This window comes from Stutzerimonas kunmingensis (assembly GCF_014764705.1).
GTDB lineage: Bacteria > Pseudomonadota > Gammaproteobacteria > Pseudomonadales > Pseudomonadaceae > Stutzerimonas.
Genome location: NZ_JACXXG010000012.1, coordinates 100,807 through 124,940, shown reverse-complemented (window position 1 = coordinate 124,940; position 24,134 = coordinate 100,807). Strand labels below are relative to the sequence as shown.

General features: G+C 63.3%; 28 protein-coding genes. 15 read left to right on the top strand and 13 right to left on the bottom strand.

The features are described 5' to 3' along the window. The coding region (locus IEG05_RS11920; RefSeq protein WP_135960834.1) for a transposase at window positions 1-124 on the top strand (124 nt) is incomplete at its 5' end. A 37-nt stretch (window positions 125-161) separates the two neighbouring features. Here IEG05_RS11920 and IEG05_RS11915 read toward each other — a convergent pair. The 3 genes from IEG05_RS11915 to IEG05_RS11905 all read right to left on the bottom strand — a co-directional run bounded on the left by IEG05_RS11915 (window position 162) and on the right by IEG05_RS11905 (window position 2,279). Beyond that, entirely contained in the window at window positions 162-905 is a 744-nt protein-coding gene (locus IEG05_RS11915) for a class I SAM-dependent DNA methyltransferase (protein WP_046622569.1), read from the bottom strand. A 165-nt stretch (window positions 906-1,070) separates the two neighbouring features. Next, window positions 1,071-1,517, bottom strand: a complete 447-nt coding sequence (locus IEG05_RS11910; protein ID WP_046622566.1) for an SRPBCC family protein — start codon at window positions 1,515-1,517, stop codon at window positions 1,071-1,073. Window positions 1,518-1,646: 129 nt separating this feature from the next. Further along, window positions 1,647-2,279 (bottom strand): TetR/AcrR family transcriptional regulator, encoded by a 633-nt coding sequence (locus IEG05_RS11905; protein ID WP_046622583.1) that lies wholly within the window; start codon window positions 2,277-2,279, stop codon window positions 1,647-1,649. Window positions 2,280-2,407: 128 nt separating this feature from the next. On the opposite strand from IEG05_RS11905, the gene IEG05_RS11900 reads away from it, so the two are divergent. From IEG05_RS11900 to IEG05_RS11885, 4 genes are all read left to right on the top strand, one after another. Beyond that, window positions 2,408-3,838 carry an IS1182 family transposase gene (locus tag IEG05_RS11900; protein ID WP_046622663.1) on the top strand — a complete coding sequence of 477 codons (1,431 nt, stop codon included), beginning with the start codon at window positions 2,408-2,410 and terminating at the stop codon, window positions 3,836-3,838. A gap of 175 nt (window positions 3,839-4,013) precedes the next feature. Then, entirely contained in the window at window positions 4,014-5,117 is a 1,104-nt protein-coding gene (locus IEG05_RS11895; protein ID WP_046621825.1) for a DUF2855 family protein, read from the top strand. A 114-nt stretch (window positions 5,118-5,231) separates the two neighbouring features. Next, window positions 5,232-5,618 (top strand): ester cyclase, encoded by a 387-nt coding sequence (locus IEG05_RS11890; RefSeq protein WP_046621752.1) that lies wholly within the window; start codon window positions 5,232-5,234, stop codon window positions 5,616-5,618. 182 nt (window positions 5,619-5,800) lie between these two features. Beyond that, a complete protein-coding gene (locus IEG05_RS11885; protein ID WP_046621753.1) occupies window positions 5,801-7,111 on the top strand; it encodes a methyl-accepting chemotaxis protein in 1,311 nt (436 codons plus the stop codon). A gap of 39 nt (window positions 7,112-7,150) precedes the next feature. Here IEG05_RS11885 and IEG05_RS11880 read toward each other — a convergent pair whose 3' ends face one another. After that, on the bottom strand, window positions 7,151-7,933 hold the full coding sequence (locus IEG05_RS11880) for an NAD(P)H-dependent oxidoreductase (RefSeq protein WP_046621755.1): 783 nt from the start codon (window positions 7,931-7,933) through the stop codon (window positions 7,151-7,153). 84 nt (window positions 7,934-8,017) lie between these two features. Between IEG05_RS11880 and IEG05_RS11875 the strand changes: the two genes are divergently transcribed. Further along, window positions 8,018-8,908, top strand: coding sequence for a LysR family transcriptional regulator (locus IEG05_RS11875; protein ID WP_046621757.1), 891 nt, complete (start codon window positions 8,018-8,020; stop codon window positions 8,906-8,908). Here the strand turns inward: IEG05_RS11875 and IEG05_RS11870 are convergent. Beyond that, window positions 8,905-9,288, bottom strand: coding sequence for a winged helix-turn-helix transcriptional regulator (locus IEG05_RS11870; protein ID WP_046621758.1), 384 nt, complete (start codon window positions 9,286-9,288; stop codon window positions 8,905-8,907). The genes IEG05_RS11875 and IEG05_RS11870 overlap by 4 nt on opposite strands. An 88-nt stretch (window positions 9,289-9,376) precedes the next feature. Here IEG05_RS11870 and IEG05_RS11865 point away from each other — a divergent pair, with 88 nt between their 5' ends. The 3 genes from IEG05_RS11865 (at window position 9,377) to IEG05_RS11855 (ending at window position 11,542) form a co-directional block, all read left to right on the top strand. Continuing rightward, a complete protein-coding gene (locus IEG05_RS11865; protein WP_046621761.1) occupies window positions 9,377-10,435 on the top strand; it encodes an SDR family oxidoreductase in 1,059 nt (352 codons plus the stop codon). A gap of 80 nt (window positions 10,436-10,515) precedes the next feature. Next, the gene (locus IEG05_RS11860; protein ID WP_003281467.1) at window positions 10,516-10,983 is read left to right on the top strand and encodes an RNA methyltransferase; all 468 of its coding nucleotides are present in this window, start codon (window positions 10,516-10,518) and stop codon (window positions 10,981-10,983) included. A gap of 136 nt (window positions 10,984-11,119) precedes the next feature. Continuing rightward, window positions 11,120-11,542, top strand: coding sequence for a DUF2141 domain-containing protein (locus IEG05_RS11855; protein WP_042928039.1), 423 nt, complete (start codon window positions 11,120-11,122; stop codon window positions 11,540-11,542). 81 nt (window positions 11,543-11,623) lie between these two features. On the opposite strand, the gene IEG05_RS11850 is transcribed toward IEG05_RS11855, so the two are convergent. From IEG05_RS11850 to IEG05_RS11840, 4 genes are all read right to left on the bottom strand, one after another. Further along, window positions 11,624-11,872, bottom strand: a complete 249-nt coding sequence (locus IEG05_RS11850) for an FmdB family zinc ribbon protein (protein ID WP_046621763.1) — start codon at window positions 11,870-11,872, stop codon at window positions 11,624-11,626. A 140-nt stretch (window positions 11,873-12,012) separates the two neighbouring features. Next, on the bottom strand, window positions 12,013-12,141 hold the full coding sequence (locus IEG05_RS23470) for a hypothetical protein (protein ID WP_023445530.1): 129 nt from the start codon (window positions 12,139-12,141) through the stop codon (window positions 12,013-12,015). 134 nt (window positions 12,142-12,275) lie between these two features. After that, entirely contained in the window at window positions 12,276-12,419 is a 144-nt protein-coding gene (locus IEG05_RS11845; RefSeq protein WP_191122091.1) for a hypothetical protein, read from the bottom strand. A gap of 129 nt (window positions 12,420-12,548) precedes the next feature. After that, window positions 12,549-12,950, bottom strand: a complete 402-nt coding sequence (locus tag IEG05_RS11840; RefSeq protein WP_014819972.1) for a MerR family transcriptional regulator — start codon at window positions 12,948-12,950, stop codon at window positions 12,549-12,551. 62 nt (window positions 12,951-13,012) lie between these two features. Here IEG05_RS11840 and IEG05_RS11835 point away from each other — a divergent pair, with 62 nt between their 5' ends. Further along, window positions 13,013-13,660, top strand: coding sequence for a cation efflux transmembrane domain-containing protein (locus tag IEG05_RS11835; protein ID WP_046621765.1), 648 nt, complete (start codon window positions 13,013-13,015; stop codon window positions 13,658-13,660). Between the two features lie 19 nt (window positions 13,661-13,679). Here IEG05_RS11835 and IEG05_RS11830 read toward each other — a convergent pair whose 3' ends face one another. Both IEG05_RS11830 and IEG05_RS11825 read right to left on the bottom strand, forming a co-directional pair. Beyond that, a complete protein-coding gene (locus tag IEG05_RS11830; RefSeq protein ID WP_052742225.1) occupies window positions 13,680-15,590 on the bottom strand; it encodes a metallophosphoesterase family protein in 1,911 nt (636 codons plus the stop codon). Between the two features lie 139 nt (window positions 15,591-15,729). Next, window positions 15,730-16,566 carry a CAP domain-containing protein gene (locus IEG05_RS11825; protein WP_046621769.1) on the bottom strand — a complete coding sequence of 279 codons (837 nt, stop codon included), beginning with the start codon at window positions 16,564-16,566 and terminating at the stop codon, window positions 15,730-15,732. 153 nt (window positions 16,567-16,719) lie between these two features. On the opposite strand from IEG05_RS11825, the gene IEG05_RS11820 reads away from it, so the two are divergent. The 3 genes from IEG05_RS11820 to IEG05_RS11810 all read left to right on the top strand — a co-directional run bounded on the left by IEG05_RS11820 (window position 16,720) and on the right by IEG05_RS11810 (window position 20,074). Beyond that, window positions 16,720-17,121 carry a hypothetical protein gene (locus IEG05_RS11820; RefSeq protein ID WP_014819968.1) on the top strand — a complete coding sequence of 134 codons (402 nt, stop codon included), beginning with the start codon at window positions 16,720-16,722 and terminating at the stop codon, window positions 17,119-17,121. Between the two features lie 199 nt (window positions 17,122-17,320). Further along, window positions 17,321-19,321: a peptidase U32 family protein gene (locus IEG05_RS11815; RefSeq protein ID WP_191122090.1), complete on the top strand. Its 2,001-nt coding sequence runs from the start codon at window positions 17,321-17,323 to the stop codon at window positions 19,319-19,321. Between the two features lie 27 nt (window positions 19,322-19,348). Further along, window positions 19,349-20,074 (top strand): hypothetical protein, encoded by a 726-nt coding sequence (locus IEG05_RS11810; protein WP_046621773.1) that lies wholly within the window; start codon window positions 19,349-19,351, stop codon window positions 20,072-20,074. Between the two features lie 84 nt (window positions 20,075-20,158). Here IEG05_RS11810 and IEG05_RS11805 read toward each other — a convergent pair whose 3' ends face one another. Continuing rightward, window positions 20,159-21,349: a sugar transporter gene (locus IEG05_RS11805; protein WP_191122089.1), complete on the bottom strand. Its 1,191-nt coding sequence runs from the start codon at window positions 21,347-21,349 to the stop codon at window positions 20,159-20,161. A gap of 362 nt (window positions 21,350-21,711) precedes the next feature. Between IEG05_RS11805 and IEG05_RS11800 the strand changes: the two genes are divergently transcribed. Together IEG05_RS11800 and IEG05_RS11795 are read left to right on the top strand one after the other, a co-directional pair. Beyond that, on the top strand, window positions 21,712-22,575 hold the full coding sequence (locus IEG05_RS11800) for an SDR family oxidoreductase (protein ID WP_191122088.1): 864 nt from the start codon (window positions 21,712-21,714) through the stop codon (window positions 22,573-22,575). 180 nt (window positions 22,576-22,755) lie between these two features. Then, window positions 22,756-23,352, top strand: a complete 597-nt coding sequence (locus IEG05_RS11795) for a hypothetical protein (RefSeq protein ID WP_041013588.1) — start codon at window positions 22,756-22,758, stop codon at window positions 23,350-23,352. Here the strand turns inward: IEG05_RS11795 and IEG05_RS11790 are convergent. Beyond that, entirely contained in the window at window positions 23,349-24,098 is a 750-nt protein-coding gene (locus IEG05_RS11790) for a DUF72 domain-containing protein (RefSeq protein WP_191122087.1), read from the bottom strand. The genes IEG05_RS11795 and IEG05_RS11790 overlap by 4 nt on opposite strands. Window positions 24,099-24,134 lie beyond the last annotated feature (36 nt).

The window sequence follows — 24,134 nt, the reverse complement described above, 5'->3', positions numbered from 1 at the left end:
TACCAGCGTCCTTGAGGGCGTCAACAACCGCATCAAGGTGATCAAGCGTATGGCCTATGGTTTTCGGGACTCGGAATACTTTTTCCTGAAAATCAAGGCTGCCTTCCCCGGGAAAGCGCGATGAACCTTTTTTCTGCCCCCTGCCCTATCCGCGCATCCGCTCAGGCGTTCACGCAGACGAATAGCGCGTTCCCTGAAACCTCGTCCCAGGGCACGATCTTCTCGTAGTCATGCTCGAGCACATGCACTTCGAAGTACGGCGCCAGCAGCTCGCTCAGCTCGGCAAAACTCACCGCCACCATCGCGTGTTCGTCGTTCCATACCTGGCTTTGATCCGCCGCGGTTCTGCCGATGCGCAGCCTCAGCAGTTGCTGCTCCCCTTCCCCCGGGTAGTGCCAACCCGAGCTGAAGGTGAACAGGCCGTCCGCATGCCGGGCCGTGTGCGAGACGAATGACGCGTTGTCGATCCGGCGCTTGTCCACGGCGTTGAAGCAGAACAGCCCGCCGGGGGCCAACGCGGCATGCGCGCTGGCGATGCACGACTCGAGTCTGGCCAGCCCGGCGCTGTAGTGGATGGAGTAAAGAAAGCAGGTGATCAGATCCGCCGGCTGCTCGACCGCAAAGCCACACATGTCCTGCAGGGAAAATTGCGCTTCCGGACAGCGCGCGGCGGCTCTGTCCAGCATCGGCTGGTTGATGTCGAGCCCGCCGCTGGTATAGCCGGCATCGATGAAATGGCGGACGTGCGGGCCCGTACCGCAAGCCAGGTCCAGATGCCTAGTCCCGCCGTTGCCGAACAGCTGCTGCAATCGCTGGACACAGTGGCTTTGCGCCCGGTAGTCGATGTCCGCGCACATGAGGTCGTAGTAACCCGACAAGTCGGTATAGAGAGCATCGCCGGGCATGATGACCTGATGTGTGAGGGGGCTTCAGCGGGCGCGCATCATATCTCAACCACACCTCTGTGTAGTGGCCAGGCGCAATGCGGGACATTCACCGGACGGTGGTGGACCGCTTGCCCCCTCAGGGTGCCCAGACGCTCCACCACCATAGGGCCGGATGGCGCTCGGTCACTCGTCCGGAATCTCCACTTCGACCAGCTTCGCCAGAAGCGTCAGCGACTCCTGCCAGCCGAGGTAGCAGGCTTCGGCCGGGATCGCGTCCGGTATACCTGCCTGGGTGATGTTCAGTTCAGTGCCGCAGGAAACCTGGGTGAGCGTCACCGTCACCTCCATCGTGCCCGGCAAGCCCGGATCGTCGAATGTGTCTTCGTAACGGATTCGCTGGTTTTCCAGCAGCTCCAGGAATTTCCCGGCGAAGCTGTGGCTGGTACCCGTGGAGAAATTCGTGAAGGACATTCTGTAGCGGCCGCCTACCCGCGCGTCGCTCTCGTGCACCTTGCCGATGAAGCCGTTCGGCGGCAGCCATTTGGCCTTGGCGTCTGGGTCCAGAAAGGCGCGATAGATGCGCTCAGGTGTCGCTCGCAGGACGCGGTGGAGGCGGATGGTGCCGGGCATGGCTGTTCTCCTCTGGTGGCGAATCTGCCTTGATGGCCTTGATAGTCGAACGAAGAACAACGAATTCGACGCAATGCTTGAATTTTTCGCCTACCCACCGTCGCAAGCATCCGCCCGGGACAATCGAGGTCAAGCCGGCTCGTTCGCGCCCATGAGCGTATGCAGGCACAGGTGCTCCATGCTGGCGGCCCAGGCCTGCATGCGTTCCGCTTCAAGCTGCACCAGCATCGCGTAGCGGCGACCGCCCCAGACCGAAAGATGCAGTGCTTCCAGCGTCGCAGCGCTCGGGCGTACCGGCAGATCGGTCGCCACGTCGATGACCCGGTGCCAGGCGCCCAGCAGACCCTCGTAGGCCCGACGCTGATGCTTGGGCTCGGCCACCATTGTTTCCAGTTCGAGCATATCCGGGTGGAACCAGGGCAGTCGGGACTCGATCCCGGCGAGGGTGCGCACCAGTCGGCGGATGCGCTCGGGCCAGGCAAGCGCGGTTGGCGCTACCGCTTGCGCGTCGATGGCCTCCAGCAGCTGCTCAACGCAATAGCGCACGTAGCCCGAGTGCAGGGCGTGCTTGCTGGGGAAGTAGTCGTACAGGGTGCCGATGGCCACGCCGGCTTCGAGTGCGACCGCACGGGTCGTCAATCGAGCCCAGCCGTCGCGCTGCCATATCCGAACATAGGTGTCGAAAATCGCCTGAACGGTGGCCTTGGCGCGCTGCTGAGTCGGCCGTTTGAGCGGCTTGGCGCTCGGCAATCGTGTGCTCATGAAATCCGAACCCGGCGGTGAAACGAAAGGGATAGAGTCGAAGCCGTCCATTTACGAACCAGAGTGTGTAAAAACGCCCGGACATATCCTTGCTATGATTTCTGAGAATTTCATCGCAAGGGAAGCCCATGAAACGGTTTATCCAGGGTGAGCACCGAGGGCAAAGCACCTTACTTCCCGAGAGCCTCGACGACTACGTCAGCGATACCAACCCGGTACGGGTGGTTGATGTCTTCGTCGATGAACTCGACTTGGTCACGCTGGGTTTTGATGGCGTCATTCCAGCCGAAACCGGCAGACCTGCGTACCACCCTGCGATTTTGCTGAAGATCTATATCTACGGCTATCTCAACCGCATCCAATCTAGTCGACGTCTTGAGCGAGAAGCCCAGCGCAACATCGAATTGATGTGGTTAACCGGGCGCTTGATGCCCGACTTCAAAACCATCGCCAACTTCCGAAAAGACAACAGCAAAGCCATTCGCGGCGTGTGCCGCCAGTTCGTTGTGCTGTGCCAACAGTTGGGGTTGTTTGGCGAAAATCTGGTTGCCATCGACGGCAGCAAATTCAAGGCAGTGAACAACCGTGACCGCAATTTCACCAGCGCCAAACTGAAGCGGCGCATGGAAGAAATCGAGGCGAGCATCAGCCGTTATTTGGCTGCGCTCGATGCGGCTGATCGACAGACTCCTAGCGCCTCCGTGCCAGACACTGCCAGCCTGGAAGATAAAATCGCCAAGCTCAAAGCGCAGATGAAAGAGCTTCAGGGGATCGAAACTCAGCTCAACGATTCCCCTGACAAACAGGTTTCGCTGACCGACCCGGATGCCCGTTCGATGATGACGCGCGGCAGCGGTATCGTCGGCTACAACGTGCAGACGGCTGTCGATACGCAGCACCATTTAATAGTTGCTCATGAGGTCACCAACAGCGGTTCCGACCGTGACCAACTCAGTTCAATGGCGAAGCAGGCTCGTGAAGCTGTCGGCGCAGAAACGCTGTCCGTGGTGGCTGACCGAGGCTACTTCAAGGGTGAAGAAATCCTTGCCTGTCACGACGCAAACATCACGGCCTACGTGCCTAAGCCAATGACTTCAAGCGCCAAGGCTGATGGCCGATTCAACAAAGATGCCTTCGTGTATGACCCGACGAAAAACGAATACACCTGCCCGGCGGGAGAGGCACTGATCTGGCGATTCTCCAGCGTTGAGAAAGGCATGAATATGCACTGCTACTGGAGTTCAAAGTGCCAGAGTTGCACGCTGAAAACCCAGTGCACGCCAAGCACAAATCGTCGAGTAAGGCGCTGGGAACATGAAGCTGTGCTGGAGAAAATGCAACGCCGGCTGAACCAAGCACCGGAGATGATGCGGGTTCGAAAGCGGACTGTTGAGCATCCCTTCGGGACGCTCAAGCAATGGATGGGAGCAACGCACTTCCTGACTCGAAAACTGAACGGGGTGAGCGCTGAAATGAGCTTGAATGTGCTCGCCTATAACTTGAAGCGGGTGATGAAAATCATCGGCACCGAAGGCTTGTTGAAGGCGATGGCGGCGTAAAAGCCCGGCTTTTACTGCCCCAAAGAGGTGCCAAAGCGCTTCATATGCGCTCTGAAGCGTTACCGGCGCTGATCGCGGTAAATAATCGGGAAATTGCCACGCCCAAGAGCAATGGGCTGAAGCACGCACGATAAGAAAAGTGTTTTTACACACTCTGGAACCCAAGGTGCCATCGATGAGCGTCATCCGCCAGTTGCAGAACAACAAGAAAGACATGCAGCAGACCCGCATTCAAACGCGACCGATGCCGGAGCTGAAAGCCGGCGAAGCCCTGCTGCGTATCAGCCGGCTGGCACTGACCACGAACAATGTCACCTACGCCGCATTCGGCGAGACACCTCACCTGCGCTATTGGGACTTCTACCCCACCGGCGATAGCGAGTGGTTCCACATGCCGGCGTGGGGCTTCGCCGAAGTCGTGGAGAGCACCGTCGATGGCCTGGCGAAGGGCGAACGCTTCTATGGCTTCTGGCCGATAGCCAGCCATGTCGTGATGCAGCCGGTGCGCGTCTCCGAGCGCGGTTTCTACGACGGCGCCGAACACCGACTCGAACTCACCTCGGCCTACAACCAGTACCAGCGCATCAGCAGCGACGCCGCCTATCGTGCCGGCAGCGAAAACTACCAGATGCTGCTGCGGCCGCTGTTCATCACCTCCTTCATGCTGGCCGATTTCCTAGACGACAACGCCTTCTTCGGCGCGCGCCAGATCCTGATGTCGAGCGCCTCGAGCAAGACCGCGTACGGCACGGCGTTCTGCCTGCAGGACAACCCGGCCGTGCAGCTGATCGGGCTGACTTCCGCCGGCAACACGGACTTCGTGCAAAGCCTGGGTTGCTACCATCAGGCCTTGGGCTACGACCAGCTCGCTTCGCTGGACCCGAGCGTGCCCACGCTCTACGTCGACTTCTCCGGCAGCGCCGATCTACGCCGGCAGATCCACAACCATTTCAAGGATGCCCTGGTGTACGACTGCTTCGCCGGGTCAGCCCAGAACCACGAATACAGAAAGACGGACGCAACGCTGGCCGGTCCGCAGCCACAGCCCTACTTCGCGCCTTATCAGATCAAGAAACGCAACGCCGACTGGGGCCCCGCCGAGGTGACCCGCCGCTTCAACGAGGCGCAGCTGGCCTTCATCGCTCGGGTGAGCGATGCGCAGCAGCCCTGGATGCAGGTGCACGAACACGCTGGTCTGGAGTCCGCACAGGCGCTGGCCGAATCCTTGATCAAAGGCGACATCAATCCTCTGGAGGGCCACGCCGTGGTGCTCGACTGACCAGGTAATCGGTGCCGAGCAGATAACCTCAGCCAGTGCGGCCGGTCGATGCGGCTGGCGTATATCGAGCCAGTCGCTAGCCTGACTACCGGACTTTCTTTGCGGGGAACGATCATGACTGGCGACGAGATCGCTGATTGCTACCGAGGCTACATCGCCTGTCTGAACGGCAGGCGCTGGGCGGAGCTGGAGCGCTTCGTCGATGACGAGGTGCACTACAACGGCCAGTTCGTCGGGCTGGACGGCTATCGCCAGATGCTCGACGGCGACGTTCGGGCGATCCCCGATCTGCAGTTCAACATCGGGCTGCTCATCGTCGAGCCGCCCCATGTGGCGGCACAGCTGCGGTTCGATTGCACGCCCACAGGCGAACTGTTTGGCTTTGCTGTGAATGGCAAGAGAGTGGTCTTTACCGAAAACGTCTTCTACGAGTTCCTCGAGGGAAAGATCCGCAACGTGTGGTCGGTGATCGACAAGAAGGCAGTTGCCGATCAGCTCTGAGGGCGATGACGGCTCACATCACATGTGGGGCGAAGACAAACGCATGGTAATCGCACTCTTTCACTCGCTTCGGCACGCACCGCGTCGGTTCAACGGCTTTCGCTGGCGCGACACGAAGTCGCTCAAGCGCCCGCACTCTTCGCCGATATCCGAAGCACAACTAGATCGATTGGATGCCCTGCATGTTTAACAACCGCTTGAAAAAGGATTTGGAAGCCAAGGATGCCGAGCTGGCAATCCTGCGCCAGCTCATGGGCAAGATGAACAGTGACATGCTCTCGCTCACGCTGGATACCGACTTCAAGATCTGCGCGTTTAATGATCGATTCGCCAGTACCTTGGGCTACTCACACGGGCATCTCCAGGGCCGGCCCCTGGCCGAGATCGTTCCGCCCTATGTGAAGAACCTGCCCTGCTTTCACAACTTTCGCGCCGCGGTGGCCAAGCTCGAGCCGGTCAGCGACGACTATCGGTACCTGCGCGCCGACGGCAGCCTCGCCTGGTTGAAGATCCATTGGTATCCGATCGCAACGGCCGACGGGAAGCTTTCGCATATTCAGGGTTTCGGCAGCGATATCAGCGAAGCCGTGTACCGGGCGAAGGAGAACGAGGCATTCATCACCGCCCTGCTCCGCTCGACCGCGGTGATCCAGTTCAATCTGGACGGAACGGTGGTCACGGCCAATGAGCAGTTTCTCCAGACCATGGGCTATTCGCTCGCGGAGCTCAAAGGCAAACATCACAGTCTGTTCTGCGCGCCGGAAGATGCCGCTTCGGCGGATTACAAGGCGTTCTGGCAGAAACTCAATCGCGGCGAGTACGTCGCCGACCGCTTCAAGCGTGTCGACCGCCACGGCCACGAGGTTTGGCTGGAGGCGACCTACAACCCGGTGCACGACACCGAAGGCAACCTCTACAAGGTGGTCAAGTTCGCCAACGTGGTGACCGATCAGGTCATGCGTGAGGCAGAAGTGCGGCAAGCCGCGGGCGTCGCCTACGACATCTCGCTGCAGACCGACGTCAGTGCCGAGCGCGGCGCCAGCGTGGTGAAGGACACCCTGGTGACGATGCAGAAGATCACCGACCAGGTGCAGTCCGCCACCGATGGCATCGAGGCGCTCGGCAAGCAGTCGCTGCTGATCAGCTCCATCGTCCAGACCATTGGTGGCATCGCCGCACAGACCAACCTGCTGGCCTTGAACGCGGCCATCGAGGCCGCCAGGGCTGGCGACCAGGGCCGCGGTTTCGCGGTGGTTGCCGACGAGGTCCGGCAACTGGCCGCGCGAACGAGCACCGCTACCGACGAGATCGTCAATGTGGTGCAACAGAACCAGGCGCTGGCCGACGAAGCCGTGCGCAACATGTTCGCCAGCCGCGAACAGGCGGTGCAGGGCCTGGGGCTGGCCAACCAGGCCGGCGCGGTGATCGTCGAGATTCAGGACGCCGCCAAGCAGGTGGTCAGTGCGGTCGAACGGTTCGCCAAGGAACTCTGACGACGTAACGACAAAGCACGACCCCTGCCCCTGGAGCTGTTACGGCTGTTCGACATGCGCGGCAAAGCCGACCTGCGCTGGCGCCACCTCGGCCCTGAGCGTCAGCGCCGGAATGTCGTAGTCGCCGCCGTTCTGTTTGCGATAGGCGATGGGCTCAGTGCGCCAGAGGTCGTCCAGTCGCTTGCCCAGCTCTTCGCGGAGTGTGTCGAATCGCACCGGATCGATACGGCTGGTGCGGTGCACCAGAAACGGTGACAGCACATCGAAGCCCGGGTAATGCAGGATGCCGTGATGGATGGGGAACAGCAGGTCCTCGATGGGCCCGTTGATTCCCCGCGGGCTGTAGTGTGATTCCCAGCCGCCGGTAGTCACGATCAGCATCGCCCGTTTGCCCACCATCGAGCCCTCGCCGTAGCGATCGCCCCAGCGCGCATCCGAGTGCTCTCCGACGCCATAAGCGAAACCGTAGGCATATACCCGGTCGACCCAGCCCTTGAGGATCGCCGGCATCGAAAACCACCAGAGCGGGAATTGCAGGATCAGCGCATCCGCCCAGCGCAGCTTGTCCTGCTCAGCCGCAATGTCAGAACTCTGCCGGCCACTGGCGAACGCGCGTCGGGAATCCTCGGAAGCATCGAAACGCGCTTCGGGGTCGCGATCCAGGCTGTCGCCGGCATCGATCGCGGCCTTCCAGCCCATGGCATACAGGTCGGAAACCTGGACCTGATGGCCAGCCGCCTGCAGGCGTTGTAAGGCGAATTCCTTCAGCGCGCCATTCAACGAGCGCGGTTCGGGATGGGCATAAACAAGCAGAACATTCATGGGAAACCTCCGTAGCGGGACGGCTGCAGAATGTGGCTTGCCCAGGTATGTTTGAAATGAATAAGCCATATCTCAGGTATTGCCGTGAATAATCTCAGACGTCTCGATCTGAATCTGCTGGTGACCCTGGACGTGTTGCTGGCCGAGCACAATGTCACCCGCGCCGCAGAGCGCCTGAATTTTTCCCAGCCCTCGGTGAGCGTGCACCTGGCCAAGCTGCGGGACATTTTCGACGATCCTCTGCTGATACCTGGGCCACGGGGCATGCGCCCGACTGCACGCGCAGAAGAATTGCGCGAGCCCCTGCGCCTGGCGCTGGAGGCGCTGGAGCAAGCCGTCGCCCCAGCCAGCCCGTTCGACCCTGGCGCCGCGCAGAACGTCTGGCGCATCGCAGCCAGCGACTATGGCGAGTCGGCCATTGTGCTACCCGCTCTGGCAGGCCTGCGGTCCGCGGCACCGGGCACCCGCATCGCCGTGGTCGAGATGCAGCCTTCGCGCATCGCCCGCCAGGCTGAACAGGGTGATATCGACCTCGCCTTGCACACCGTCGACGGATCGCCATCCAGCCTGCGCCGCCGCGTTCTGTTCACCGAGCGCTACGTACTGGCCGGCCGTGCCGGGCATCCGCGCCTGCGGCGACGGCCAACGCTAGAGCAGTTCTGCGCACTGGATCAGGTGATCGTCTCGCCGGATGGCGGCGGCTTTCACGGTGCCACCGACGATGCCCTGGCCACGCATGGCCTGCAACGGCGCGTGGTGCTGTCGGTGCCGCATTTCCTGTTCCTGCGCTCGGTACTGGAAAGCACCGACCTGGTGGCCATGCTGCCCGAAAGGCTGGTTGAAGGCGCTGCACTGCAGGTCGTCGAGGCGCCGCTGGAGATTCCAGGCTACGAAATGGCCATGCTCTGGCATGAACGCGCCCATCGCGACCCGGCCCATCAATGGCTGCGCGAGCAGATCGTCAACGCGATCTAGCCCCGCCTGCGCGACGTGCTTCTGGGCTGCAGCTGATCCAGCGCGCCGGAGTTCTGCCTTGCCCAGTCGTAGATCAGTTCGATGGGTTCAACCATCAGCTGGCCCAGCGGCGAGAGCGCATAGCTCACCGCCGGCGGCACCGAATCAAGCGTGTGGCGCTCGATCAGGCCGCTTTGCTCCAGTTCGCGAAGCGTCTGGATCAGCATTTTCTTGGAGATGCCAGGCAGACTCCGATGCAACGCGCCGCTGCGTGCGGTGCCATCGTGCCGGGCATGCAGCGTGTGCAGAATCATGCTGGTCCACTTGGTGGAGAAGAGCTCGAGCACGCGTCTTGGTGCGCAGTCTTCGCGCCATTGTTCTTCGTCAGAGCCCGGTTGCATGGGGGATGGTCACCATTTGGTGCCGACTTGGATCGGCATTTTCGAGTGGGTAAGGTGCAGGCCTGTTTCGCTTTGTGGGGGTCTGCACATGACAAATCAAGCACTGGTGGTCGGCGCGAGCGGCATTGTCGGCAGCGCGCTGTCGCGCCTGCTGGCCGATGAAGGCTGGAACGTGGCGGGACTGGCTCGCCGGCCGAATACCGAGGTGGGTGTCACGCCGATCAGCGCCGACCTGCTGGACCCCAAGGCGCTCGCCTCGGCGCTGGCCGGCGTTTCACCCACTCACGTCTTTCTCACCACCTGGGCGCGCCAGGCCAGCGAGGCGGAGAATATCCGCGTCAACGCGCAGATGGTACGCAACCTGCTCGAAGCCGTCCGGCCGGCTGGTACGCTGCGCCATGTCGCCCTGGTCACCGGCCTCAAGCACTACCTCGGCCCGTTCGAAGCCTACGGCAAGGGTGCGCTGCCGCAGACGCCGTTCCGCGAGGAACAGGGGCGGCTGGATGTCGAGAACTTCTATTACGCCCAGGAAGATGAGGTGTTCGCCGCGGCGGAGCGCGATGGCTTCAGCTGGAGCGTGCATCGCCCGCACACCATCACCGGCGTCGCGGTCGGCAACGCCATGAACATGGCCACCACGCTGGCCGTGTACGCCTCCATCTGCCGCCATACGGGGCGGCCTTTCCGCTTTCCGGGCTCGGACGTGCAGTGGCACAGCCTGACCGACATGACCGACGCCGCTCAGCTCGCCCGGCACCTGCGCTGGGCCGCCAGCACGCCGGCAGCCGCCAACCAGGCCTTCAACGTCGTCAATGGCGACGTGTTTCGCTGGAAATGGATGTGGTCGCGCATTGCCGAGTGGTTCGGCATCGACGCCGCGCCGTTCGATGGTCCGGCCCCGTTGGAGCAGCAGATGGCGGGCGACGCGGCAATCTGGAGCGACATGGCGAAGCAGTTCGGTCTCGCCGAGGCGGACATCGGCACGCTTATCTCGCCGTGGCACACCGATGCCGATCTGGGCCGCCCGATCGAGGTGGTGACGGACATGTCGAAGAGTCGCAAGCTCGGCTTTCTGGATTACCAGGCCAGCGACGAGGCGTTCTTCGATGTCTTCGCCAGGCTGCGGGCGAGCAAGCTCATTCCCTGACCCGGTCGCGCAGCGCTAAAAACCCGTTGCCGACCAAACCGTCCCGTATACTCGCGCGTTTTCCGCGCGAGTCCCCTTCCGTGAGCAACAAACGCTATGCCTGCATCGGCCTGAGCAACCCGAAATCGCCGTCCAACGTGGGGGCGATCATGCGTGCCGCAGGCTGCTATGGCGCCGCTTCGGTGTTCTACACCGGCACCCGCTACGACCGCGCCAAGGACTTCGTCACCGACACCAAGAAGGTCCATCAGGACATTCCGCTGATCAACATCGACGACCTGCGCAAGATTCTCCCGCTCGGCTGCGTGCCGGTTGCGGTGGAGCTGGTCGAAGGCGCCCGCTCGCTCCCCGAGTACACGCACCCGGACCGCGCGCTGTACATCTTCGGTGCCGAGGACGGCTCGCTGAGCAAGGAAATCCGCGACTGGTGCGAGGACGTGGTGTACATCCCCACCAACGGCTGCATGAACCTCGCCGCGACGGTGAACGTGGTGCTCTACGACCGCCTGGCCAAGGGCAACAACACCCGCTCCGGGCCGCAGTTCTGATCGAACGATGGATGCGCTACACGCCGCACGTGGACAACGCTTCGCTTGTTCGCTGAAGATGGCGGCGATCGACTCCAAGCGTCGCCGGCCACGTTTGAATCCGGCGATTTCCGCATCTCGACTTCAAGAGCACAGCATGAAAGCACTTCCAATTCTGGGCGCTGCCCTCGCACTCTTGGTCCCCTCGGCCTATGCCGAGGAACTGCAGGTCACCCTCGACGGCCTGCAACACGACAAGGGCCAGGTGGCCGTAGCGGTATATTCCAGCGCGAAAACCTTCCGCAAGGACGACCAGGCGTTCGCCGCGCAGAAGGCCAAGGCCGAGCAGGGAGCCGTGACCCTGGTGTTCAAGGACCTGCCGCCCGGACGCTACGCGGTGCTGGCCTACCATGACGAGAACGGCAACGGCGAGCTGGACCGCCGCTTCGGCATGATCCCAACGGAAGGCTACGGGCTGTCGAACAATCCCAAGGTGATGGGCCCGCCGTCCTTCGAGGACAGCGCATTCGAGGTGCCCGCCGGCGAACCGACCCGGGTCACGCTGGAGATGCGTTACTAACGAAACAACCCGGGAAATCGCGTGGAAAAGGCTTCGCCGTTTTCCACCCTAGCGACGCCGCATCCATGTCCGCGGCTGAACTCAGCGGCAGTTGCCGGCACAGCCCCCACGGGCACATGCCGGCGCTTCCGGATTCTTCAATACGCGGCTGTTGACCACCCCGGCAGCCGTCATCAGTTTGGTCACCGGCGCGTCGCCCGGAATGTTCGAATCTTCGGCCAGCGCGCCGGCTGCGCGCAGTTCGCCCCAGGTTTTCGGCCGTAGCGCCATGGCATGGCGAACTTCATAAACCTGACCATTGGCTTCGCAGCGGTAGTCGTAGGTCGGCATGGTATTCCTCTCGCGATAATTCGGTGCCGGCAGCCCGTGCTGACAGCCGCGGGCTGTCTGCTGCACACGGCCGCACTCGTAAAGCACTGTGCTTTTCAGCAGCGTCGTGAGCGGCTACGGAAACCGCCGGCACGTACTGGCTATGCCGATTTCATCATCACCAGCGCGAAACCCACCACGATGCCAGCCAGGGCAATCAGCCAGCCGATGCGATGGGCACGGTTCTTCTGGGCTTGGCGGACGGGGTCTACGGGCTTTTTCTTTCTCACGATTCACCTGGCTCTGGAAAACACGCTGCTGCCGCTTGGCGCTCACGCCTCTCGGCGCAGCGCGCCTTTTTAGGCCGGGCGGGTCGAATTGTCCAGTGGATGAACATTCACGCGAGGTCACGCCTGGCCGGCGTCTAGCCGAGCGGGCTCTGATCGGCTTCCGGTTGGTCGTTCGAATCGGTGCCTGAATCGTTTTCGCCCGAGTCCGGCACATCGCCGTACTCGTCGTAGTCCGGCGGGGTCAAGCCACCCTTGAGCGGGTCGTCTGGATCGATCATGGCAGCTGTCCTCTGGCAACAATGGGCTTTGGTGACATTGCCTTGGAACCCGAAGGCAGACCGTGCGTTTCGTCAGCGCTGGACATCTCGATGTGCGGTGCGTGCGCACCGAGTCGCGCAACCGCGGACCTAAGGCCGACGCACTCCCGTCAGGGTTTCGATGATGCGGCACTCGCGGACCGACGATTCGCTGCAGCCCGCCAAGCGCTGCAGCTCCGCTTCGAGCCGCTGCAGATCGGCGATGCGCTGGCGCACTTCGACCAGATGCGTCTGCACCAGGCGATCGACATCGGTGCAGGCATGCTCGGGCTGGTCGGCCAGCTCGACCATGGTGCGGATCTCGTCGAGGGAAAACCCCAGCTCCCGCCCACGCTTGATGAAACGCAACCGCGCGGCGTCCTGCTCGCTGAACGTGCGATAGCCGGATTCGGTGCGCGACGGTGCCGCAAGCAGCCCGATGCGCTCGTAATAGCGGATGGTCTCCACGTTCACTGCCGTGGCCTTGCTGAGTTTGCCGATGGTGAGTGGCATCGCTTGACCCTGTAGTGGCTACAGGGTTTAGCGTAGCGCCATCGACAACTGGAGGCGATGTCATGGCGGGAAATTGTTGCAGCGGCGGCTGCGCCACCACGGCTGCACGCGGACGCTATCGGCGCATTCTCTGGATTGCGCTGCTGATCAACCTGGCGATGTTCGGTGTCGAGATCGGCGCAGGCGTGCGCTCGGGGTCGGTATCGCTGCTGGCGGACTCGCTGGATTTCTTCGGCGATGCGGCCAACTACGGCGTCAGCCTGTTCGTGCTGGGCCTGGGCGTGGCGATGCGGGCGCGGGCGTCGCTGGCCAAGGCGCTGACGATGGGCCTGTTCGGCGTGTTCATCCTGGTGGTCGCGATTGGCAATTTCGTCGATGGCAGCGTGCCGCATGCCTCGACCATGGGCGTCGTCGGCGTGATCGCGCTGCTGGCCAATATCGCGGTGGCCGCCATGCTCTACGCCTACCGCGAAGGCGACAGCAACATGCGTAGCGTCTGGCTATGCAGCCGCAACGATGCGCTCGGCAACCTGGCGGTGATGCTGGCCGCGCTGGGGGTGTTCGGCACCGGTGCCGGCTGGCCCGACCTGATCGTGGCGACGATCATGGCGTTGCTCTCTATCAGCGCGGCGGTACAGATCACCCGCCATGCCCTGGAGGAGTTGCGATCCGAACGGATGGCGGTCAGCGATGTGGAGCGACGCGCGTGATCCCGCGGGGCACGCGCGACTAAGCCTCGCCACGAGGACGAGCGCGCTCGGCAAGAAACGCCACTGGTGCCGTGCCATCGGCATTCAACTGGTAGATCTCACGCGGCCTGCCCTGCTCGTCGAGCACCAGCAGGCCGATACCCGAGCCGTTCCATAGCCGTTCGCCGGCGTTGCTGCGGTCAGGCACGCGCGGTACGACTTCCAGCCGGCGGCGCTTGGTCAGCCAGTTCAGTGGCGACCAGGGCGCGTAGAGCCAGCGGTTGAGGCGATCGAACCAGTCCAGCAGGCGCCGTGGAAACTCGTTCTTCACGCCGCTGCTGGTGATCTGCCAGACGCACGGCCCGCTATCGCGGGAACGGATGTGCACTTCGTAGACGAAGGAGTAATGCACGTCGCCGGACAGCACCACATAGTTTCCCGGCGTTCGCGTGTGGCGAAAGATGTTCATCATCACGTGCGCGGCGCCGCGATGGGCCATCCAGTTCTCCGCATCGACCAGCAACGGCTGGCCGGCCCAGCTGAACACGCGCTGCACCGCCTCGATCAGCTTGACGCCGAACATCGGTGCCGGCGAGACGATCAGTACCGATGGTTTGTCGAGAATGTTCTGCTGGAATTCGCTCAGCGCCTCCCAGTCCATAAGCCCTGACGGTCGACTGAGGTTGCGCTCGCTGCGCCAGCGCCGGGTGCGCGTGTCCAGCACCACCAGCGGCGGATCGGTGGGCAGCTCGTAGCCCCAGCCGTCGAGCCTGAACAGCGTATCGATCAGCTGATCCTGCGTCGCGCAATCCAACCAGCCATCGCTCGCCGTCGCCACCAGCTCATGGAGCGGCGGCAGCAACTCGGCGAAACGCGTAGGATCGTTGCCCCAGGCCTGACACAGCAGATAGGCGAGCAGCGCGTTGCCAATGATGCGCCGCGACAGCGGATGGCCGTAGGCAGTCTCTTCCCAGCGCGCGGAGAGATTCCAGTCGTCGGTGATGTCGTGGTCATCGAAGATCATCAGCGACGGCATATGAGCCAGGGCGCGGGCCACCTTCGGCAGTCCCGCGATAAAACCTTGCAGGCAGGCCTCTTCACTCCGGTAACGCTCGCCCTCGGCTGGCTCCAGCGCGGGCATCTGCGGGGCGATCAGCGACCAGGGCGTCGGCGACCAGACGAGCAGGTACATCGCCATGACCTCGCCCAGGCTGATCAGATGGTTCTGCCCGTTGGCGGTGGTGAACACCGGCTTTTCCACGCCACCGAAGAAGCGCTCGCGCAACGCCTCGTTGGACTTGAATGCGGGCAACAGCTGCTCGCGACGGTAATAGCTGGCCGGATGGGTCATCAGCTCATCGCTATTGTTCACCACCGCGCCTTCGAGCTGTTCGCCATAAAGCCCCAGCCGGCGCACCAATGCGTGGATCGCCACCAGCATCGGCCCCGCGACATCGTCGGCATAGACCTGGTCGCCCGTCATCAACAGCACGGCCGGGCGCTCGGCCGGACTGTCCAGCGCGTCACTCAGCAGTTCGTCGACACACAGCAGACCATCTGCCGCAGCATGGTGCGGCTTGCGGCAGGAACCATGCAGCACACGATCGAGCCGCGACTTGATGACGAAGCTCGGCCGCGTCGCGCCGTCGTAGAGCAGATGCGGCGCCCAGCCGGCGATGCCCTGCTCCCCTGCACCATCGTGGATGCGCAGGTCGTATTCGATCAGGCAATCGGTTGGCAGCGGTGCGTCCGGCACGAACTCGATTAGATGCAATACCGCGTGCTTGCCGATCGGCAGGCGCTGGCAGCTCAGCTCATCGAGCGACACAGATTTTTGCAATCCGCCCGCCGGGCTTTCGAGAATCAGCGACAGCTCGAGCGGCCGTGAGCCGACCAGCCAGAACGTCACAAGGCCAGGCTCGAGACGCCGCAATAGCGGGCCCGCCAGCACGGCGGGCAGTTGCTCGGGGGTAGGGATATCGGTCAAGGGCAACCCTGGTGATGGGAACAGGTTCGTCTGACAGCGCGCTCGGCCGGATCGCTCAACAATCGAGCCGAAAGCGGCTTGGCGGTGGTCGCTGAACGACTGCTCAAGGCGCGCCGAACATCGCCGTCCAGTAGATGGCCGCGTCGCTCTGCGGATCGACCGCGTAGGCCGCGCCAAGCTCGCTGAACTGCGGATTCATCAGATTGGCGCAATGACCGGGGCTGGCCAGCCAGCCGTCCAGCACCTTGCGGGCAGTCGGCAGCGCCGCGGCAATGTTCTCGCCAACCTGCCTGCCGGCGTAACCCGCCAGCTCGGCGCGGTCGCCGGGGGTGCGGCCATCTTCGCTCAGATGGCTGAAGAAGTTGCCGTTGGCCATGGCCCGGCTGTGGGCTTCGGCGGTGCTGCCCAGCGTCTCGTTCCAGCTGAGCGGCCCGGCTGCGGCGAAGTCCTGCTTACCGCAACGGCGGGCGGAGGCGCGGGCCGTGTTGATCTGCTCCAGCAGCTTCTGCCCTTCGGCTTGCCAGTCACCCAGACGACCATCGAGCAACGGCCGCGCCACCACGATGCGCCAGTCACGGCCGTTGCGGCTCACACCGATATCGGCGAACTGCGGGTCGAGGATCACCCGACAGAAGCTCTCGCGCAGCGCCTGCATCGCGGCCTGGGCATCCCGCGGGCCGGACAGCGTGATCGCCTGCACCGTCACCATCGGATAGCCCGCGCGGGACAGTGCCTGCTGCAGGTCGCCTGCGCCATCGACCGGCAGATTCAGGCGCGAGTCGGCGGTAAGCGGCGGCAGCTCTTCGCTCGCCTTGTCGCCACAGCGCTGCACTTCACCACGGTAGGCATTGATCGCCTCGACCAGGCGGGCCTCCTCGGCCACAGCAGCGCCAGCAACGCACAAGGTTGCGATCAGCAGGACGGATGACAGAACACGCATGACAGTTCTCCAGCTAAATCCCTGACGGAACGAGGCGCACCCGGCGCAGAAATGAAGCGCCATGGTGCGCGACGCTGCCACACTTGTCATCACCGGGCAGGCACAACGCCACTGGCTGTGCGCATTGCGCCGGCTTGGCTATGATCGAAAGCCATGAATAGCCTGCCGCCGCTCCGCCCATCCTGCCCGCCCGGCACCTGCACCTGCCGGCGTGACGAGCTGCTGGAAACAGCCGGCGCCGACGTGCGCATTCTCATGCTGACCCGTCACGAGGAACGCCGCCTGCTCGAACGTCTGGAAAACGTGCAGAGCCTGGACGATCTCGAGCGCGTGCAGAAACGCATGCTCGACCAGCTCGGCATCCGCATGACCGTCGCCCCCGGCCACAACGAGGTGCGCAGCATGCGTGGCATCGCCATCGAGTTCGCCGAACAGCCCGGCCTCTGCCGCAAGACCCGCCCCGCCATCGCCGCCGCCGTACGCCGCGGGCTGGAGAAACAGCCGGAAATCGCCTGGCGCCTGCTCGACGCGCACGATCTGCTGGGTGGGCTTTGACAGCAGCGCCACGACGCCAGCCTGACTCGATGGGTGATCGTGCCAGGCACCGGTGTAGCAACGCCTACCAAACGCTCGAGTGACCTTGAGTAGCAGCGGGCCGTTTGTCCCCGCACACCGCGGTTGGCCCGGCGGCCAGTCCCAAACCGGCCGCAAGCCATTACAATGCGCGCCTTTCGATTCAGATCCGGTCCGCGCCATGTCCCTGCCCAAGCACCATCTCGAACTGCTCGCCCCCGCCCGGGATGCCAGCATTGCCCGTGAAGCCATCCTGCATGGCGCCGATGCGGTGTATATCGGCGGCCCGAGCTTCGGTGCGCGGCACAACGCCGAGAACAGCGTGGCGGACATTGCCGAGCTGGTGAAATTCGCCCACCTGTTTCATGCGCGGGTGTTCGTCACCATCAACACCATCCTGCACGACGACGAGCTGGAAACCGCGCGCACGCTGATCCACCAGCTGTACGAGATCGGCGTCGATGCGTTGATCGTGCAGGACATGGGCATCATGGAGCTGGATATTCCGCCCATCGAGATTCATGCCAGCACCCAGACCGACATCCGCACGCTGGAACGGGCCAAGTTCCTCGACAAGGCCGGCTTCTCGCAGCTGGTTCTCGCCCGCGAGCTGAACCTGCAGGAAATCCGCGCGATTTACGATGAAGTGGATTCGACCTTGGAGTTCTTCATTCACGGCGCCCTCTGCGTGGCGTTTTCCGGGCAGTGCAACATCAGCCACGCGCAGACCGGGCGCAGCGCCAACCGCGGCGACTGCTCCCAGGCCTGCCGCCTGCCCTACACGCTGAAGGACGATCAGGGCCGCGTGGTGGCCTTCGAAAAGCACCTGCTGTCGATGAAGGACAACAACCAGAGCGCCAACCTTAGCGCCCTGGTCGACGCCGGCGTGCGTTCGTTCAAGATCGAGGGGCGCTACAAGGATGTGAGCTACGTGAAGAACATCACCGCTTACTACCGCCAGCGCCTGGACGGCATCCTCGCCGAACGCCCTGACCTGGCCCGCGCCTCCAGCGGCCGCACCGATCACTTCTTCGTGCCGGACCCGGACAAGACCTTCCACCGCGGCAGCACCGACTACTTCGTTACCGACCGCAAGATCGACATCGGCGCCTTCGATTCGCCGACCTTCACCGGCCTCGCCGTCGGCGAAGTACTCAAGGTCGGCAAGCATGATCTGACTGTGCAGACCCGCGAGCCGCTGTCCAACGGTGACGGCCTCAACGTGCTGATCAAGCGCGAGGTGGTGGGTTTCCGCGCCAGCGTGGTCGAGCCGCTGAAGCAGTTCGAGGAAGACGGCCAGTCGTTCTGGCAATACCGCGTCGAACCCAACGAAATGCCCGCCGCCATGCGTCAGGTACGCCCGAACCATCCACTCAATCGCAACCTGGACCACAACTGGCAGAACGCGCTGCTCAAGACCTCCGCCGAGCGCCGCATCGGCGTACGTTGGCTGGCAAAATTGCGCGCCGATGAGCTGGAGCTGCACGTCACCAGCGAGGAAGGCGCCTATGCCAGCGTGTCGCTGGCCGGCCCGTTCGGCGAAGCGAAGAAGCCCGAGCAGGTGCCCGGCCAGATCGCCGATCTGCTGAGCCAGCTGGGCACCACCATCTACCACGCCGAAGAAGTCGAAGTGGATGCACCGCAGGCCTTCTTCATCCCCAACTCGCAACTCAAGGCGCTGCGCCGCGAAGCCATCGAGGCGCTGGGCGAAGCGCGCGAAGGCATCCGTCCGCGCGGCGGGCGCAAGCCGGTCAGCGTGCCGCCGCCGGTCTACCCGGAGTCGCACCTGTCGTTCCTCGCCAACGTCTACAACGAGAAGGCCCGCGTCTTCTATCACCGCTACGGTGTGCAGCTGATCGATGCGGCCTACGAGGCCCACGAGGAAACCGGCGAGGTGCCGGTGATGATCACCAAGCACTGCCTGCGCTTCTCCTTCAACCTCTGCCCGAAGCAGGCCAAGGGCGTCACCGGGGTGCGCACCAAGGTCGCGCCGATGCAGCTGGTGCACGGCGATGAAGTGCTGACCCTGACCTTCGACTGCAAGCCCTGCGAGATGCATGTGGTGGGCAAGATGAAGGGCCATATCCTCGACCTGCCGCTGCCGGGCAGCGGCAGCAGCGTGGTCGGGCACATCACGCCGGACGATCTGATGAAGACAATCCGCAACAAGCCGCACGCCTGACGTCCATACATCCGGAGAGGCGCTGCCGTGACTGTACTTGCGACATGGGCAGAGATCCGCTCGCTCTATCGACAATGCCAACCCGGCGTGTTCACGGCGAGCTTCACGCATGGCGGGCTGCGCATGGTCTGGCCTTCCTGGGCGCTGACGATCGCTGTGGGCATATTGCTGGTTGGGACCTTGCTCAATAGCCAGTCACCTTTGCAGGGGTTGGCTGCCATGGCCGGCGCACTGCTTGCTCTGTTTGGCATGCTGCTGGCCCGGGAGCGCTATTGCGCGTGGTACTACCGGGATATCTATGCCCGTGAAACGCTGAACCGCTACGGTTTTCTACGCCGCGAAGGACTGCTGCGCTACGCCCTGTTCCGAAATACCCTTGTAGAGCGCGGGCTCAACGCAGCGGACATTCAGGAGTTGGCGCGCATCGCCGAGATCGCCGGCCCGCCACCTCAGGAACGCTGGGTCTCCCAGAATCTCGTCATCGTCATGCTGGTATCGGCGATCGTCAGTCTGTCGACGGACGTCATCAAGCTGACCGATACCTGGATCGCCGGAAAAGGCATCGTATTCGTGCTGGCGTTAGCCACGGTTACATATGTGGTTCTAGCCCTGTTGGATGGCATCCGCAGCAACCAGCATCGTGACCGGGTAATCGGCCGCTGCCTGGAGCGTGCGGCATTGGATATCGCACGCACCCAGGCCGCCCACAGCACACCGCAGGCATCTTTCGAAAGCACCGCTACGCATGAATAGCCACAGCTTTCCAAGCTAGCTCTGCGGAAGCCTGCTGATCCCACCGCAACAACCAAGCCCGGCAGCGGATCACACGTAACCCAGCTACACCGCCGTGCCGCTGGCAGGCCTGGCTAAGCGATAGGTCGCAAGGCTGCAAAGCAACAGGCCGGCGACCGCGAGCAAGCCGGCAGCGACGCCAATCTCACGCAACCCCAGATGGCTGACAACGAGGCTGCCGAGCAAGGCGCCGCCGCCGATTCCGACGTTGTAGATGCCCGAGAACATGGCCATGGCAACGTCGGTCGCGTCCGAAGCCAGGTTCAGTACCTTCGATTGCACGGCCAAGCCGAAGCACATCCCCGCGATCCCCCAGATCACCACCACCGCACCGAGCAGCGAACTGTCAAGCGAGGCTGGCAGCAACAGCAGCAGACAGATCGCCATGGCCGCGATCGCCGCGATCAGAAAGCCCCTCGGATAGCGCGCGCTGTATCGGCTGAACAGCAACGAACCGAGCAGACCGGCACCGCCGAAGAGCAACAGCAGGACGGTGGTCATGTCGCCGCTCAGGTGCGCGACGGTTTGCGCAAAGGGCTCGATGTAGGTGTAGGCGGTGAATTGCGCGGTGATGACCAACGCGGTCAGCGCATAGGCGGTCAACAGCGCAGGGCGTTTGAACAGCACCGGCAGGCTGCGCAACGAACCGGAATTCTGGCTCGGCAGCGATGGCAGCGTCCGCGCCAGGACGACCAGCACCAGCGCGGCGATCACGCCGATGGCCAGGAAGGTGGTGCGCCAGTCCAGCGCCTCGCCCACCACGCGCCCCAGCGGAATGCCCAGCACCATCGCCAGCGCACTGCCGGTCGCCAGCAGGCCCAAGGCTTGCGCCTGTTTGCCTGCGGGTGCGACACGCACCGCCAGCGATGCGGTGATCGACCAGAACACCGCGTGCGCCAGGGCGATGCCGATCCGGCTGAGCATCAGCATGCCGTAGCTAGACGCCACGCTCGAAACCAGATGGCTGCCGATGAACACCACAAAGACCAGGACGAGCAGCGTGCGGCGCTCGAAATTGCGCGTCAGCAGCATCATCGGCAGTGACATCAACGCAACCACCCAGGCGTAGATGGTCAGCATCAGCCCGACCTGGGATGGCGGCATGTCGAACGAGCGGCCAATGTCGCTGAGCAGCGCCACAGGGACGAACTCGGTGGTGTTGAAGATGAAGGCGGCCAGCGCCAGTGCGATCACGCTGAGCCAGCTCCCGGCCGGGGAGCTTTGCGATTCGTTCATGGAGAAGTGGGTCTGGTATCGATTCAGTCGAAGCAAAGCGCGACGAATGAGGGTGTAAGGGCGACGGTTCCTGCCCGAATGCCATGACGCACGCGGCCCGCTTGCGCGAAGCGAGCAGGATGGCAGCGGGAGCGGATGGAATCGAGGGGCAGGACAGTCGAAGCGGCGCGGATTCTACGCCCGCCATCCGCCGATGTCAGGTCGCAAACGTGCGCCACGACGAGCGGCCGCGATGGCGTCGCTGCTGCCGGTGGTTCGTCACTGCGCTCTGCCGCTGCCTGACTTCCGTTCGGCATCCTGGCGAAACTTTCCAGGCGAGCGCCAGCCGTACCTACAGAACCCATTTCAGGACTGGAGTACGTATGGCTTACCCGAAGATTCCCGCTCAGCAGCAGGACCGTCTGCCCGGTCGCGAAACCGAAATGCACCCGCAGGCCGAGTTCATCCGCGACAGCTACAAGGGCAGTGGCAAGCTGGCCGGCAAGGTCGCGCTGATCAGTGGCGGCGACAGTGGCATCGGTCGCGCGGCAGCGGTGCACTTCGCCCGTGAAGGCGCGGACGTCGCGATCATGTATCTCAACGAACACGAGGACGCCGAAAACGCCAGGCGCATGGTGGAAACCGAAGGTAGGCGCTGCCTGTTGATCGCTGGTGATATCCGCGACAGCCGCCACTGCAACGATGCCGTCGAACAAACCGTGAAGGCCTTCGGTCGGCTGGACGTGCTGGTCAACAATGCCGGCCGCCAGGAGGTCCAGACCCGCCTTGAGGACATCACCGACGAGCAGTGGGAGAAGACCTTCGCCACCAACATCCACGGCTACTTCTATCTCACCCGTGCCGCCCTGCCCCATCTGCAGGCCGGTGCGTCGATCATCAACACCACCTCGATCAACTCCTTTATCGGGCACCCGCTGCTGGTCGACTACACCTCGACCAAGGGCGCGATCGATGGCTTTACCCGGGCACTGTCACAGCAGCTGATCGAGCGCGAGATCCGCGTCAACCAGATCGCGCCAGGCCCGATCTGGACGCCGCTGCAGCCACCGTCGCTCGGCAAGCACGACCCGCAGATGCTCGAAGACTTCGGCAGCCAGATGCCCATGGGCCGCTGCGGCCAGCCTTCCGAACTGGGTCCGGCTTATGTCTATCTGGCCTGCGAGGACTCGTCCTATGTCAGTGGCCAGACCATTCATATCAATGGCGGCAAGGTGGTCAACGGCTAGCCAGCGGCCGGAAGCCGCGCCGGGGTCGAGTCGGGGCCAGCCCTAAGCGAAGCATCGGGTAATGAGTCCAAACGGAACCATCGTGCGGCTTGCCGCGCCCAAGGATCAGTACCCATGCGTTGACCGCTATTGGTCCAGACGCCCGCCACCGCAGCCTCGCTGCATATGAAAGGTGAAGTCATGACCCAGATTCTAATTGCCGCTTTCGACCGCTATGCCGAAGCAGAGAAAGTGAAAGCCGAACTCGTGAGCGAAGGAGTGTCCAGCGACGACATCCAGATATCGGCATCCTTCAACAGCGACACCGTCGACAGCAGCCGTGTGGAAGTGGTCGGCGAAGAGCCGGGTGAAGACGCAACAGTGGCCGACAAGATCGGCAGTTTCTTTCACAAGGTCTTCGGCGACGGATCGAGCCAGCATGCCGGTCGTTACCCCGAAGCGGCCCGCCGCGGATCGACCATCGTCACCGTGACGCTGGAGGACGACAGCCGGGTTTCCGCAGTCGAGCGTGTCATGGAGCGCAACGGCGCCATCGATATCGACGAGCGCAGCGCCAAGTGGGGCGACGACGATGCCACCCCGGTTACCGCCAGCACCGAGACGCTGACCACCGGCTACCCGGACGCCACCTCGATCAGCGTCGACGAGCGCGAACTGGACGGCAGCTCGACACCGGATCGCGGAGCGGATTTCGGCTCGATTCCCGGCCGCGCGGAAAACGAAAAGGCTGCCCGGCGCGACAACACTGCGGGTCGCGTACGCATCATCCCGCGCTAGGGCGACCAGGCGGTTTCGTCTGCCACCAGCGCCTGCAGTACCAACGCATTGCTCACCGCAGCGCCGCTGGCGGTATTGTCGAAGATGCACCAGCACGGCACGCCGGACCGAGCAGAAGTCCGCAACTCGCCAGCCAGCCGCTCCAGCCATTCGGCCGAGTACGCAGAATGGTAGATGCGTGGCGACCCGTGCAGTCGGTAGTAGCGCATGCCCGACCAGCCGCCCGGCTTGTCTCCACCCGCAAGCGGCGAAGGGTCAGCCGCCACCCGTGCGATACGCCAGCGCTCGAGCAGCTCACCGGCGTCCAGCCAGCTCGCATGCCGCGGTTCGAGTACCAGTGCACCGTCGTAGCGTGCGCGCATGGCGGTGAAGAAGTCCTCCGCCACTGACCGATCGAAGGCCAGCGATGGCGGTAATTGCAACAACAGGCAACCGAGCTTTTCAGCCAGCCCGGTCGCTTCACCGAGGAAGCGCCCGAGTGCCTCGTCACACTCGCGCAAGCGCAGCTCATGGCTGATCTGCCTGGGCAGCTTCACGCAAAAGCGGAAGTCCTCCGGCACGCTCGCCGCCCACTTGCGATAGGTGGCCGGACGATGCGGTCGGTAGAACGAGCTGTTGATCTCGACCACCGATAGCTCTCCGCTGTAGCGCTGCAGGTGCGTACCTTGCTCAGCGAATGCCGGCCACGCCTCGCGCGGCAAGCTCCAGCCGGCACAGCCGATACCAACCATCTTGCGCACTTCCATACCCAACATTCCTGCCCATCGTTCCGGCCCGATTAC